At 58.1% G+C, this 13,788-nt stretch carries 12 protein-coding genes and 3 pseudogenes; 13 read left to right on the forward strand and 2 right to left on the reverse strand.

Annotated elements, in window-relative coordinates:
- Nucleotide 1: 1 nt before the first annotated feature.
- Together yncE and AC2T6E_RS01600 are read left to right on the forward strand one after the other, a co-directional pair.
- A pseudogene (yncE, locus tag AC2T6E_RS01595) lies at nucleotides 2-982 on the forward strand (7-bladed beta-propeller protein YncE); the annotation flags it as partial.
- Between the two features lie 91 nt (nucleotides 983-1,073).
- Nucleotides 1,074-1,289: pseudogene (locus AC2T6E_RS01600) on the forward strand (YncE family protein); the annotation flags it as partial.
- A 92-nt stretch (nucleotides 1,290-1,381) separates the two neighbouring features.
- On the opposite strand, the gene ansP reads toward AC2T6E_RS01600, so the two are convergent.
- Nucleotides 1,382-2,878: an L-asparagine permease gene (ansP, locus tag AC2T6E_RS01605; protein WP_010431489.1), complete on the reverse strand. Its 1,497-nt coding sequence runs from the start codon at nucleotides 2,876-2,878 to the stop codon at nucleotides 1,382-1,384.
- Between the two features lie 304 nt (nucleotides 2,879-3,182).
- On the reverse strand, nucleotides 3,183-4,097 hold the full coding sequence (locus AC2T6E_RS01610; protein ID WP_320743040.1) for a LysR family transcriptional regulator: 915 nt from the start codon (nucleotides 4,095-4,097) through the stop codon (nucleotides 3,183-3,185).
- A 113-nt stretch (nucleotides 4,098-4,210) separates the two neighbouring features.
- On the opposite strand from AC2T6E_RS01610, the gene AC2T6E_RS01615 reads away from it, so the two are divergent.
- The 11 genes and pseudogenes from AC2T6E_RS01615 (at nucleotide 4,211) to pptA (ending at nucleotide 13,767) form a co-directional block, all read left to right on the forward strand.
- Nucleotides 4,211-4,609 (forward strand): (R)-mandelonitrile lyase, encoded by a 399-nt coding sequence (locus AC2T6E_RS01615; RefSeq protein WP_126544786.1) that lies wholly within the window; start codon nucleotides 4,211-4,213, stop codon nucleotides 4,607-4,609.
- Between the two features lie 73 nt (nucleotides 4,610-4,682).
- A complete protein-coding gene (locus AC2T6E_RS01620) occupies nucleotides 4,683-5,222 on the forward strand; it encodes an AAA family ATPase (protein ID WP_214605136.1) in 540 nt (179 codons plus the stop codon).
- 109 nt (nucleotides 5,223-5,331) lie between these two features.
- The gene (locus AC2T6E_RS01625) at nucleotides 5,332-6,333 is read left to right on the forward strand and encodes an LLM class flavin-dependent oxidoreductase (protein WP_126816265.1); all 1,002 of its coding nucleotides are present in this window, start codon (nucleotides 5,332-5,334) and stop codon (nucleotides 6,331-6,333) included.
- Nucleotides 6,330-7,451 carry an amidohydrolase gene (locus AC2T6E_RS01630; RefSeq protein ID WP_010431480.1) on the forward strand — a complete coding sequence of 374 codons (1,122 nt, stop codon included), beginning with the start codon at nucleotides 6,330-6,332 and terminating at the stop codon, nucleotides 7,449-7,451. The genes AC2T6E_RS01625 and AC2T6E_RS01630 overlap by 4 nt, the downstream gene beginning before the upstream one ends.
- A 16-nt stretch (nucleotides 7,452-7,467) precedes the next feature.
- Nucleotides 7,468-9,731, forward strand: a pseudogene (locus AC2T6E_RS01635) (NtaA/DmoA family FMN-dependent monooxygenase).
- A gap of 9 nt (nucleotides 9,732-9,740) precedes the next feature.
- Nucleotides 9,741-10,250 (forward strand): GNAT family N-acetyltransferase, encoded by a 510-nt coding sequence (locus AC2T6E_RS01640; protein ID WP_032656866.1) that lies wholly within the window; start codon nucleotides 9,741-9,743, stop codon nucleotides 10,248-10,250.
- 9 nt (nucleotides 10,251-10,259) lie between these two features.
- Nucleotides 10,260-11,186 carry an amino acid ABC transporter permease gene (locus AC2T6E_RS01645; RefSeq protein WP_010431472.1) on the forward strand — a complete coding sequence of 309 codons (927 nt, stop codon included), beginning with the start codon at nucleotides 10,260-10,262 and terminating at the stop codon, nucleotides 11,184-11,186.
- Nucleotides 11,170-11,943, forward strand: a complete 774-nt coding sequence (locus tag AC2T6E_RS01650) for an amino acid ABC transporter ATP-binding protein (RefSeq protein WP_182400660.1) — start codon at nucleotides 11,170-11,172, stop codon at nucleotides 11,941-11,943. The genes AC2T6E_RS01645 and AC2T6E_RS01650 overlap by 17 nt, the downstream gene beginning before the upstream one ends.
- Nucleotides 11,944-11,952: 9 nt before the next feature.
- Nucleotides 11,953-12,840 carry an ABC transporter substrate-binding protein gene (locus tag AC2T6E_RS01655; protein ID WP_185870002.1) on the forward strand — a complete coding sequence of 296 codons (888 nt, stop codon included), beginning with the start codon at nucleotides 11,953-11,955 and terminating at the stop codon, nucleotides 12,838-12,840.
- Nucleotides 12,841-12,881: 41 nt separating this feature from the next.
- Entirely contained in the window at nucleotides 12,882-13,499 is a 618-nt protein-coding gene (locus AC2T6E_RS01660) for a glutathione S-transferase family protein (protein WP_108417382.1), read from the forward strand.
- A gap of 37 nt (nucleotides 13,500-13,536) precedes the next feature.
- Nucleotides 13,537-13,767, forward strand: coding sequence for a tautomerase PptA (pptA, locus tag AC2T6E_RS01665; protein ID WP_010426149.1), 231 nt, complete (start codon nucleotides 13,537-13,539; stop codon nucleotides 13,765-13,767).
- The last annotated feature ends 21 nt before the right edge of the window (nucleotides 13,768-13,788 follow it).

The following is a 13,788-nucleotide window of genomic DNA, read 5'->3' on the forward strand; positions in this document are numbered from 1 at the left end:
TATGTCTTTACGTCATCTGTGCTCGCCGCGCCTGCGCGGTTCTCTGCTGTTAGGCTCATTATTATTCGCCGGTACGTTCCAGGCTCATGCTGCAGAAGAGATGCTGCGTAAAGCGGTCGGCAAAGGGGCTTATGAGATGGCGTTGAGCCAGCAGGAGAACGCGCTGTGGGTGGCGACATCACAAAGCCGTAAGACCGATAAAGGCGGCGTCGTTTACCGCCTTGACCCGGTCACGCTAGACGTGACGCAAGCGATCCATAGCGATCTCAAACCGTTCGGGGCAACCTTCAATAACGCCACCCAGACGCTGTGGTTGGGTAACACCATCAACGGTGCGGTGACGGCCATTGATGCCAAAACGGGGGACGTGAAAGGGCGTCTGGTACTCGACGATCGTAAACGCAGCGAGACGGTCAAACCGTTGCAGCCGCGCCAGCTGGTGGCGGACGACGCGAGCAACACCGTTTACATCACCGGGGTAGGCAAAGAGAGCGTGATTTGGGTCGTGGACGGCGCAACCCTGAAGCTGAAGGAGACTATCGCGAATACCGGCACCTACAGCACCGGCCTGGCGCTGGATGCGCAGGCGAAACGTCTCTACACCACGAATGCGGACGGCGAACTGCTGACGATTGACACGGCCACCCACAAAATCATCAGCCGTAAAAAAGTGCAGGACGACGGTAAAGAGCATTTCTACCTTAACCTGAGCCTGGACACCGCCGGCCAGCGCGCGTTCCTGACCGATTCAAAACAGCCGGAAGTGCTGGTGGTGAGCCTGAAAGACGGCAGCGTAATGGAGAAGATCGCCGCGCCTGAATCACTGGCTGTCCTGTTTAACCCAACGCGCAATGAACCCTACGTAACGCACCGCGAAGCGGGCAAGGTGAGCGTAATTGACGCGAAAACCTACAAGGTGACCAAAACGTTCGATACGCCGGTTTATCCGAATAGNGCGCGCGTTCCTGACCGATTCAAAACAGCCGGAAGTGCTGGTGGTGAGCCTGAAAGACGGCAGCGTAATGGAGAAGATCGCCGCGCCTGAATCACTGGCTGTCCTGTTTAACCCAACGCGCAATGAAGTCTACGTGACGCACCGCGAAGCGGGCAAGGTGAGCGTAATTGACGCGAAAACCTACAAGGTGACCAAAACGTTCGATACGCCGGTTTATCCGAATAGCCTGGCACTCTCTGCCGATGGTAAAACGCTGTATGTGACGGTGAAACAGAAGTCGACCCGTCAGCAGGAAGCAACCCAGCCTGACGATGTGATTCGTATTGCACTCTGATGGGGGAATTGCCCGGTGGCGCTGCGCTTACCGGGCCTACAAATTCTTGATATGTAGGCCGGGTGAGGCGAAGCCGCCACCCGGCTTTTTTATTAACGCGAGGTTTCTTCCACCAGCGGTGCGTCGTGCTTTTCATCGTCGTGATGAACCGGCGCGGTGCTGTGGATCTCGTGAACGCGCTTACGCACGCCGAACCAGCCAGCAATCAGCAGAACCGCCAGCAGTGGGATCGTCGCGATGGTGTAAGTACCGTTCGGGTAGTCAAACGCCATCAGCACCAGCACGCTGAACAGGAACAGCAGGGTGAGCCAGGAGGTCACCGGTGCGCCCGGCATCTTGAAGCTCACATCAGCCGCTTTGCCTTCTTTGATCGCTTTGCGCAGACGCATCTGGCAGACCACAATAAAGGCCCAGGAGGCGATAATGCCCAGCGCGGCCACGTTCAGAACGATCTCAAATACGCGGGACGGCACCAGATAGTTCAGGAACACGCCAAAGACGTAAACCACCAGCGTCGCCAGAATCCCCGCATAAGGAACCTGCTGCTTGCTCATCTTCGACATGAACTTCGGCGCTGAACCGCCCATCGACATGGAGCGCAGAATACGGCCAGTGGAATACAGGCCAGAGTTCAGGCTGGAGAGCGCGGCGGTCAGTACCACGATGTTCATGATGCTGCCCACATAAGGGACACCCAGCTTAGAGAAGAAGGTCACGAACGGGCTCTGACCTGCCTGATAGGCGTTCCACGGCAGCAGCAGAACCAGCAGCACCACGGAGCCGACGTAGAACAGGCCGATACGCCAGATCACGCTGTTGATGGCTTTTGGCACCATCGTCTGCGGGTCTTTACATTCACCCGCCGCGGTACCGACGAGCTCAATGGAAGCAAAAGCAAACACCACGCCCTGAACCAGCACCAGCGCAGGCAGCAGGCCGTGGGGGAAGAAGCCGCCGTTATCGGTTATCAGGTGGAAGCCGGTGGCATTGCCGTCCAGCGGTTTACCGCTGCCGAGGAACACCGTACCGACCACCAGGAACACCACGATGGCCAGCACTTTTACCAGCGCAAACCAGAACTCCATCTCGGCGAACCACTTCACGCCGATCATGTTCATGGTGCCGACAATCGCCAGCGCGCCGAGCGCAAACACCCACTGCGGCACATCGCCAAACGCGCCCCAGTAGTGCATGTACAGCGCAACGGCGGTGATGTCGACGATACCGGTCATCGCCCAGTTGACGAAGTACATCCAGCCTGCCACGTAGGCGGCTTTTTCACCGAGGAACTCGCGAGCGTAGGAGACAAAACTGCCGCTGGACGGGCGGTGCAGTACCAGTTCGCCCAGGGCACGAAGGATGAAGAACGAGAAGATCCCGCACACCAGATAGACCAGTGCAAGTGCAGGGCCCGCCATTTGCAGACGTGCGCCAGCACCTAAAAACAGACCTGTACCGATAGCGCCGCCGATGGCGATCATTTGAACCTGACGGTTGCCCATCGCTTTGTGGTAGCCCTCTTCGTGGGAGTTCAACCAGCGACGTTTCGCAGCGTGATGATCGGCTGCGCTTTTATTGCTTGTTTTCATTGAGTTACCTGTTTGCCTGTCTGAACCATTATCGTGATAGTCCTGCCTGGCAGAACGCAATACAAACGATTGCTTCTGCGCAAACACATGCTGCCTTTCCAGTCATTCTGTGTATGGATAAGGCGAAACATGGCGTGGCATCCTACCCGCAATTGATAAGCGACGCAAAATATAACCGTGCCGAAAGTGATGCACGTCGAAGGAAATCGTGTGGTCAGAGCAGACGGGGATCACAACGCGCTGAAACGTGGCGAGTTTTTAGACAAAACGCGCGTTGAAGCGGTGCTTTAATCATCAGGTTTGCTTAATAATTACCTGTGGGTATCGCTGACGGCTGACGCAGGGCATCCAGCAGCAGCTTGAAAGCGTGCGCATGCTGGCGACGACTGGGATAATAAAGGTGATATCCTTCAAAGGTCGGACACCAGGCATCGAGGACCTGAACTAACCGTCCTTCTGACACGGCCTTACTGATCGACGTTTCCGGCACGTAGGCCAAACCGAGACCATTCTCGGCGGCATCGATACGCTGCGGCAGGCTGTTCAACGTAAGCTGTCCTTCAACTCGCACGCTAAAACCGCGCCCGTCGCGTTCAAATTCCCAGGCATATAATCCCCCACGAGTGGGCAGGCGCATATTGATGCAGCGGTGCGTCGCAAGCTGCTCCGGGGTTTCCGGCACGCCAAAGCGCTCCAGATAATCTTCGGACGCGACGACGGCCATGCGCATGTCCGGCGCGATCCTCACCGCCACCATATCTTTTGCCACCTGTTCACCCAAGCGCACGCCCGCGTCGAAACGCCCATCAACAATATCGGTCAGGCCGTTATCCACCGTCACTTCAACGTTAATATCCGGGTATTGCGCCATAAAGGGTTTTAACACCGGCCAAAGTACGCTCTCCATGGCATGTTCACCCGCGGTAATACGGATATTCCCCGCAGGCCTGTCGCGCGTATCGCGCAGCGCCGTTAGCTCCTGTTCGATCTCCATCAGGTGGGGACGTAAGCGGATAAAAAGCTGCTCGCCGGCCTCGGTAGGAGCCACGCTACGGGTGGTTCGGGTCAACAGGCGAACGCCGAGTCGGGCTTCAAGATTGCGCATTGCATGGCTCAGTGCCGACTGCGAGACGCCCAGCTGTGCCGCGGCTCGTGTAAAGCTGCGCTCGCGAGTGACGACCATAAACGAGAGCAGATCGTTGAAATTGTCTTTTAACATGGCGGCTAGCCCTCATTTATGAATTCAGTTCATGTTTCCGTTCTGATTATGCACTCTAATGCTGCGGATGGCTTTGCGCTACTGTTAACGCAACAGTCAACGAGGAGTACATGATGAAAATTATCCGCAGCGGTTCATTACCGTCAGTTAAGGGGCCAGACGCCTGGTTCACCGGCACCGTGCGCATTGATGCACCGTTCCAGGCGACAGAACCGGCAAAAGTAGGCGGGGCCACGGTGACCTTCGAGCCGGGCGCGCGTACCGCCTGGCACACTCATCCGCTTGGGCAAACGCTGATTGTCACCCAGGGGCGCGGCTGGCTGCAGGAGTGGGGTAAAGAGGCGGAGCCGCTTAACCAGGGCGACATCGCGTGGATCCCGCCGGGCGTCAAGCACTGGCACGGCGCGTGTGCGCAAACGGCGATGACTCATATTGCCATCGCCGAAGCGGTAAACGGCAGTCCGGTTGAGTGGCTGGAGAAAGTGAGTGACCTGCAGTACCCGAATGATTAGCCATTGAGCGTTTCGGTGACAAAAAGAAAGGGATATGATGCGATCCTTTTTTTCAGCATAGTCAGGCGGAACGGTGAAAATCAATATTATCGGCACCAGCGGGAGTGGTAAAAGCACGCTTGCCCGGCGCATCGCAACGGAATTGTCACTCCCGTATATCGAGATGGACAGGCTGTACTGGCGTCCTGACTGGCAGGGAACGCCCGACGAGGTGCTGCTGAAAACGCTGGCGGAGACGCTGGCCGCCACGCCCGGCTGGGTGCTCGACGGTAACTACAACCGCACTCGCCCCGTGAAGTGGCGCGAGGTAGATCTGGTGGTGTGGGTGGACTGCGGGTTCGCCCGCACGCTCTGGCAGGCGGTGACGCGTGCGTTTAAACGTGCATGGCACCAGCAGGAACTGTGGCCCGGCACCGGAAACCGTGAAAGCTTCCGCCGCTCGTTTTTTAGTCGGGAGTCCATCATTATATGGACCCTCAAAACCTGGCGCAGCAATCGCGAACGCTACGAAGCCGATATGCAAAATCCGCAATATGCCCACATTCGTTTTGTCCGCATCACCCGTCGGCAGGAGGCGGAGGCGCTGATTTCATCGCTTAAATCACACCGTTAGCAGGGTTTACATATCTGATTTCCGGCAAACTAAATGTAAATTAATTGTTTCTCAGAGGTTAATCGCGCCTTTAATAATGACGACATGTTAAGTCAAACGAGAACGCAACATGTCATGGCGAATCAGCATTCTGGATAAAAGTCCCGTCGCAGAACACGAAACCGCCGCCGATGCGCTGGCACGTACCTTAACACTGGCGCAGCAGGCGGAAACGCTGGGTTATCACCGCTTCTGGATTGCCGAACACCACAACACCCCTCAGCTCGCCAGCCCCTCGCCGGAACTGCTGATTGCCTGGATCCTCGGGCAAACAACGCGCATTCGCGTGGGGTCGGGCGGCGTCATGCTTCAGCACTACAGCCCCTATAAGGTCGCAGAAAACTTTAATCTTCTGGCCGCGCTGGCACCTGGCCGCGTGGATCTGGGCGTCGGGAAAGCCCCCGGCGGTCTCCCGCTCTCTACCCGCGCACTGCAGCTCGGTTTACATCCGCAGGAAAAAGGCAGCTTTGCTGAACAGCTGACGCAGCTGGACGGCTGGATCCGCCCTGAAAATCAGTCGGCGGAGGAGGCCGTTCGCGCCACGCCGCTGCCGTCGGTGCCTGCGCAGGGGTTCCTGCTGGGAGCCAGTACCGAAAGCGCGCTGCTCGCCGCATCACTTGACTGGCACTTTGTTTTTGCCGCTCATCTGAACGGCGATCCGGAACTGCTGCGAGAGGTGGTGTCAACCTGGCGTCAGAACAGCACCCGCGATGTGATTGTTGCAGTGCAGGCCATTGTGGCGGAGTCGCAGGAGCAGGCCGACGCGCTGGCGCAGAAGGTCGAAGTATGGGGCGTTGAGCTGGCAAACGGCCAGCGCGTGACCGTCGCCAGCGAAGAACAGGCCTACGCCTTTGCGCGTCAGGCCGGCAGCGAGCCGGTGCGTATTGCCCGCCGGGCGCAGTCCCTGCTGGCGGGCACGGCTGACTCGGTGCTTGAACAACTGAACGCCCTGCACGAGCAGTGGGGCATTGACGAATTTATCATCGACACGCCGGTCGCGGAGGGGACAACGCGCGTCGCGTCGCTGCGTCTGCTTGGCGAAGCGCGTCTCAACAAGGAGGTCACCGTATGAGTTTTGGCGAACAACTGATTGCCTGGCGTCGTGAACTGCACCAGAACCCGGAACTCTCCGGACAGGAGGTCGAAACGACTGCACGCCTGCGCCAGTGGCTGACGAATGCTGGCATTACGCCGCTGCCGTATGACCTGACAACCGGGCTGGTGGCGGAAATCGGGACGGGTAATAAGCTGATTGCGCTGCGCGCAGACATTGATGCGCTGCCGATAGAGGAGCGCAGCGGCGTGCCGTTTAGCTCGCAGCGTGCGGGGGTGATGCATGCCTGCGGACACGACATCCACACCAGCGTGATCCTCGGCGCGGCGCTGAAGCTGAAAGAGCGTGAAGCGTCGCTCGACGGGCGGGTGCGGATCCTGTTCCAGCCTGCGGAAGAGAACTTTGGCGGCGCAAAAAGCATGGTGCGGGCCGGTGCCCTGCGTGACGTTAGCGCCATCTTCGGTATGCATAACGAGCCGGGGCTGCCGGTAGGCGAGTTTGCCACTCGCGGCGGGCCGTTTTATGCCAACGTTGACCGCTTCGTGATCCGCATTACCGGCAAGGGCGCGCACGCCGCACGTCCACACGAAGGCAACGATGCCATTGTGCTGGCGAGCCAGCTGGTGACGGCGCTGCAAAGCGTTGCCAGCCGCAACGTCAACACGCTGGATTCGGTGGTGTTGAGCGTAACGCGCATTGCCGGAGGCAACACCTGGAACGTCCTGCCGGAAAGCGTGGAGCTGGAAGGCACGCTGCGCACCCATCGCACGGAAGTGCAGCAAAACGTGAAGGCCCGCGTCGGGGAAATCGCCGCCGGGTTTGCCAGCGCCTTCAGTGCGCAGATCGACATCACCTGGTATGCCGGACCGACCGCGCTGGTGAACGACGAACGTTGGGCAGATTTCGCCACCTCTGTTGCCAGAGAGTCAGGGTACGAAACCCAGCACGCGGAGCTGCACATGGGCGGGGAGGATTTTGCTGTCTATCTGCAGTCTATTCCTGGTGCGTTTGTCAGCATTGGCAGCAACAGCCCGTTTGGTTTACACCACCCGTCCTTTAATCCGGATGAGGCCCTCATTGAACCCGCTGCCCGCTATTTTGCACAGCTTGCGGAAAAAGCCCTGCAACACGTTTAATTTATTTGAGGTGAATATGTCTGCACATCGTCAACTGCGGCTGGGAACCATTTTGCATGGTGCATCCGGAAATATGTCAGCCTGGCGTCATCCTGCGGCAATCGCGGATGCCAGCATCAATTTTGATTTTGTTAAAGAGACGGCGCTAAAAGCGGAGGCGGGCAAACTCGATTTCTTATTCGTGGCCGACGGTCTCTATATTAACGAGAAATCGATCCCGCATTTTTTAAATCGCTTTGAACCGCTAACGGTGTTATCCGCGCTGGCGAGTATTACCTCACGCCTTGGCCTGGTGGGAACCTTATCCACCTCCTACAGCGAGCCTTTTACCGTGGCACGTCAGTTTGCCAGCCTCGATCACCTGAGTAACGGACGCGCGGGCTGGAACGTGGTGACCTCGCCGCTGGAAGGCTCAGCGAAGAATTTTTCCCGTGAAAAGCACCCCGAGCATGCGCTGCGCTATCGCATTGCGGACGAGTATCTCGACGTCGTGAAAGGGCTGTGGGATTCCTGGGAGGGCGACGCCTTTGTGCGCAATAAAGAGAGTGGTCAATTCTTTGATTCGGCAAAATTGCATACCCTGGACCACCACGGTGATTTCTTCCAGGTCGCCGGTCCGCTGAATATTGGTCGAACGCCACAAGGGCGACCGATTGTCTTTCAGGCGGGCGCGTCGGACGACGGGAAAAAACTGGCGGCGAAGCATGCCGACGCCATTTTTACGCATCATGAAACCTTCGACGAAGCGAAAGCCTTTTATCGCGACGTGAAGCAGCAGCTGGAAATTAACGGACGCCGCGCGTCTGATTTGCATATATTCCAGGGCGTCAGCGTCATTGTGGGTAAAGACGCCGATGACGTGGAAAACCAGTATCAAACCACGGCGGCGCTGGTATCGATTAACGATGCCCTCAACTACCTCGGGCGTTATTTTGAGCATCACGATTTCAGCCAGTATCCACTCGACGAGCCGTTCCCGGATATCGGCGACTTAGGTAAAAACAGCTTCCGCAGCACCACAGATGAAATTAAGCGTAATGCCGCAGAGCGTAACTTAACCCTGCGTCAGGTGGCCCTTGAAGCTGCATCACCGCGCCCGCGCTTTTCCGGCACGCCGGAAGAGGTAGCTGACGGGCTTCAGGCCTGGTTCGAAGGCCATGCGGCGGACGGATTCATCATTCAGGGCGGTACGCCGGACACCTTCCCGCGCTTTGTTGACCAAGTGGTGCCCGTTTTACAGGCGCGCGGACTGTTTCGGACCGACTATCCCGGCACCACGCTGCGCGAAAGTCTTGGCTTAGACGAACCTAAAAACCAATTCACACAACAATAAAAGAGAACCCCGCTATGCAGAAAACATCGCTTATTCTGGCGCTTGCGCTGGCTTTTACCCCTGCCGTCTGGGCAGAGAATGTGAAGATTAACGGCACCGGCGTGAGCATCGAGGCCAATAAAACGCCGGTTAATACCGCCAAAAACAACGATGCGGTGGCACAGCTGCCGAAAGATTACCGCTTCGCCGTGCCGGGTAAATTTACCGTTGCGGTGGCGGGCCTCAATCAACCGCCGCTGACGGTGTTTTCCGATGACAACAAAACGCTGCTGGGGAGTGAAGTGGACGTCGCCCGTCTGGTCGCTGACAGCCTGGGACTGGAGCTGAACGTGGTGCCGACCTCCTGGGAAGACTGGCCGCTGGGCGTGGCCTCCGGGAAATATGATGCCGCCATCAGCAATATCACCGTGACCAAAGAGCGCAAAGAGAAATTTGATTTTGCCACCTACCGAAAAGATTCCCTCGGGTTCTACGTGAAATCAACCAGCCCGATCGCGTCGCTTGAGAAGGCGGAGGACATCGCCGGGCTGCGGATTATCGTTGGCTCCGGCACCAACCAGGAGGCCATCCTGCTGGCATGGAATGCCGAAAACCTGAAGAAGGGACTCAAACCCTTTACCCCGATCTACACCAAAGACGATGCGGCACAAACGCTGGCGCTGCAGTCCGGACGCGCGGATGCCTACTTTGGTCCGAACGTGATTGGCGCCTGGAAAGCGGCGCTAAACGGGAAAACCAAACTGGTGGGTAGCGTCGACGGCGGCTGGCCAAAGGCGGCGCACATTGCCGTGACGCTGAAAAAAGGCAGCGGGCTGGTTGAGCCAGTGCAAACCGCGCTGAACGGCGTGATCAAAAACGGCGATTACGACAAAGTGCTGAACCGCTGGGGGGAAGGGGTTGAGCGCATTCCTCAGTCCGAAGTGAACCCGGCTGGCCTGGGCGATTAAGGAGGCTGCATGAGCGAACGATTTCGTGACGTTTCCCCGGAGGATGCCGAGCTCCAGCCCATCATTGAGGGGCTGTTCGGTGAATATGCCGCCCGTTACGGCGACTACTTCTCTAAAGACGCGGAAGTAGAACTCACCGAGTGGTATTTAGCGCCGCAGGGGCTGTTTATCGTACTGGAGCGAGACGGAAAGATTATCGCCACCGGCGCGTACAAACCTTTCGACGAACGCACCGCGGAAATCAAACGCATCTGGACGGACAAAACCCTGCGTCAACAGGGGCTTGCCGGGCGCGTGGTGCAGGAGCTTGAGCGCCGGGCGGTACTGGCAGGCTATAGCCAAATCTACCTGACAACCGGTTTTCGCCAGCCGGAAGCGGTCAGGCTCTATCTCAGCCAGGGCTACCAGGCGCAGTTCGATCTGAACCGGGATCCGGAAGAGTACAGCCAGCCGCCGTTTGACGGTCGGCTGCGCTTCACTAAAACGCTGGTACGCGAAGCGTTCAGTAAAACCGCATGAGGAACGACGATGAGCAACGTTGAAACCATTAAGGTGGTCCCGGCGCGATATCCGCTGCGGGCCGTCGGCGCCGCGGTGGCGCTGTTTGTCCTGGCCGTCGTGATTCAGTCGGTGGCCTTTAACCCGCGCTGGGAGTGGGCGGTATTCGCCCGCTGGTTCTTTGACCCGGTGATCCTCGAAGGCGTAGGGCAGACCCTGCTGCTGACTCTGATCGGCACCGCGCTGAGCGTGGTGTTGGGCGGCCTGCTGGCGCTGGCGAGACTGTCCTCGTCATGGCTGCTGAACAGCCTGGCGTGGGGCTATATCTGGCTGTTTCGGTCGCTGCCGCTGATTGTGGTGCTGATCATTCTCTACAACTTCTCCTATCTCTACGACACGCTCTCTCTGGGCGTGCCGTTCACCGGTATCACATGGGGCAGCTTCGACACCATCAACGTGCTGGGGCAGTTCTCTACCGCCGTGGTGGGGCTGACGCTGGTGCAGAGCGCCTATACCGCCGAGATCATTCGCGGGGGCTTCCTTGGGGTCGATCACGGTCAGTATGAAGCGGCCGCCGCGCTGGGTCTCCCGGCCTGGCGCCGTACGGTGCGGATCATTCTGCCTCAGGCGCTGCGCACCATCTTGCCGTCGGGATTCAATGAAATCATCAGTCTCGCCAAAGGTACGGCGATGGTGTACGTCCTGGCGATGCCGGAACTGTTCTATACCATTCAGATGATCTACAACCGCACGCAGGAGGTGATCCCGCTGCTGATGGTCGGTGCTGCCTGGTATCTGGTCATTACCACCGTCTTGTCCGCCATTCAGTATGTTGTTGAGCGCGCTCTGGCACGCAGCGAACGCCGCTCCGCCGTCAATCAGAACCGCGCCACTCGCCGCGTCCGTTCCGTTACCTCCACGCCAGCACAGGAGCCCGTTCATGCAAGCCTCTCCTGAAGGACATATTTCGATTACCGGCGTCAGCAAGTTTTTTGGCCGCCATAAGGCACTCGACAACGTTTCGCTTGAGATCCCGCCCGGGTCCGTGACGGTCATCCTTGGGCCGTCCGGCTCCGGCAAATCAACCCTGCTGCGCACCATTAACCACCTGGAGCGCGTTGACGAAGGATTTATCCAGATTGACGGGGATTACATCGGCTATCGCCGTCATGGCGACAAGCTTTACGAGCTGAAGGAGAAGGAGATCCTCAAACAGCGCGTCAACGTAGGTTACGTGTTCCAGAACTTTAATCTCTTCCCGCATCTGACGGTGCTGGAAAACCTGATTGAAGCGCCCATCGCCCACAAAAAGCTCAGCAAAAAAGAGGCGCTGGAAAGGGCGTACAGCCTGCTGGACGTGGTTGGGCTGCGGGATAAAGCCGATGCCTGGTCGCGCCATCTTTCCGGCGGACAGCAGCAGCGTATCGCCATTGCCCGGGCGCTGGCGCTGCGCCCCCGCGTGATGCTGTTTGATGAGCCCACCTCGGCGCTCGACCCTGAACTGGTTGGCGAAGTGCTGGACGTGATCAAAAAGCTCGCCCGATCCGGCACCACGCTGGTGGTCGTCACCCACGAGATCGGTTTTGCCCGTGAAGTGGCGGATCAGGTGGTGTTTATGGTTGACGGGAAAATTGTTGAGCAGGGCAGTAGCGACGAGGTGTTGAACCGTCCGTCGCATGCGCGAACGCGCCAGTTTCTGTCTAAAGTGCTGTAAGGAGCGCAGATGAAATATGGACTTCTGGCGGGGCTGGTCTTCACGACGGTGAGCCACGCCAGCATTGATGTGAAAGCCAACGAGCAGCCGCTGCCGGTAACGCGCGATCCGCAGGCGGTGGCGAAGATCCCCGCGAACTACAAATTCGTTGAACCGGGTACGCTGACGGTGGCCATTTCAGCCCTCAATTCGCCGCCGCTGGCGCTGCTGGCAAGCGATAACCGCACGCGCATCGGCAGCGACCCGGATATCGCTCGCCTGCTGGCGGGCAGTCTGGGGCTAAAGCTGAAGCTGGTGCCGACGGCGTGGGAAGACTGGCCGCTGGGGATCAGCTCCGGGCGCTACGACGTGGCGCTGGTGAACATTGCGGTGACCGAACAGCGCAAAGAGAAGTTTGATTTCGCCACCTACCGCGTCGATTCGCTGGCGTTTTCGGTGAAATCCACCAGCGAGATCCAGTCAATCAAAAACGCGGAAGATCTGGCCGGGAAAAAGGTGATTGTCGGCTCGGGTACCAATCAGGAGCGCATACTGCTGGGCTGGAACGAAGAGAACAAAAAGGCGGGGCGGACGCCTGCGCTGCCGGTCTATCTCCAGGACGATGCCTCCGGCAATCTCTATATTCAGTCCGGCAGGGCAGACGTGTTCTTCGGGCCTCAGTCAGTCTCGGCCTACAAAGCGGCGCTCACCGGAAAAACGCGCGTCGTGGGATTAGGGCCGAAGAAGGCGTTTGTAGCCACCACCACGAAAAAGGGCAATGAGCTGGTGTACGCGCTGCAGGCCGCGCTGGACGGTGCGATTAAGCGCGGGGAGTACCAGAAGGTGCTGGCGCGCTGGGGTGAACAGGGCGAAGCGGTGGCGCAATCAGAGGTCAACCCGCCTGGGATAACCTATTAATGGTGCTCTACACTTAGGGTTTTCATCCCTGAGGGGGCAACATGATTAAACTCTATGGCGTACCCGGCTGGGGCTCGGCAATCAGCGAAGTGATGCTAACCCTGGCAGATATCCCTTATCAGTTTATCAACGTGGACGGGTTTGACCAGCCCGGCCCGCAGCGTGAGCTGCTGCAAAAACTCAACCCGCTGTGTCAGGTGCCCACGCTTGAGCTTGAAAATGGTGCCATCATGACGGAAACCGCGGCGATTGCCCTGATGGTGCTTGACCGTTGCCCGGATCTTGCCCCGCCCGTCGGCCAGGCCGAGCGCCAGCAGTTTCAGCGTTTGCTCATCTGGTTTGTGGCGAACGTTTATCCCACCTTTACCTATGCCGATTATCCGGAACGCTGGGTGCCCGACGCGCCGGAGCAGCTGCAGAAAAACTGCATTGAGTACCGGAAATCACTCTATCTGTGGTTCGATAGCCAACTTAACGCGTCTCCTTTTGCGCTGGGGGAGCGGCTGACGCTGCTCGACGTCTATATTGCGGTCGCGCGCACCTGGGGGCCACGGCACGACTGGTTTGCAGCCAATACGCCAAATATGACGTCAATTGCCGATTCCGTTTGTGCGCTGCCGGAACTGCACAAGGTGTTAAAGGCAAACGAGATTATCTGATAACGTGGAATGCTCACCCACAACAGGAAGCCTGCACATGCCACACGTTGATATCAAATGTTTTCCCCGCGATCTGAATGATGAACAAAAAAACGCTCTGGCGGCGGATATCGCCGAGGTGATTACGCGCCATCTGAACAGCAAAGACCGCTCCATTTCGGTGGCGCTGAATGAAGTTCAGGAAGCCGACTGGAAAGCGCAGGTCTGGGATACCGAGATCGGACCGAAACTGGACGAGCTGATCAAGAAGCCTGGGTATTCGATGTAAGGTTTGCCGGGCAGGCGGGAA

It is taken from the genome of Enterobacter sp. B79-1 (assembly GCF_057444735.1).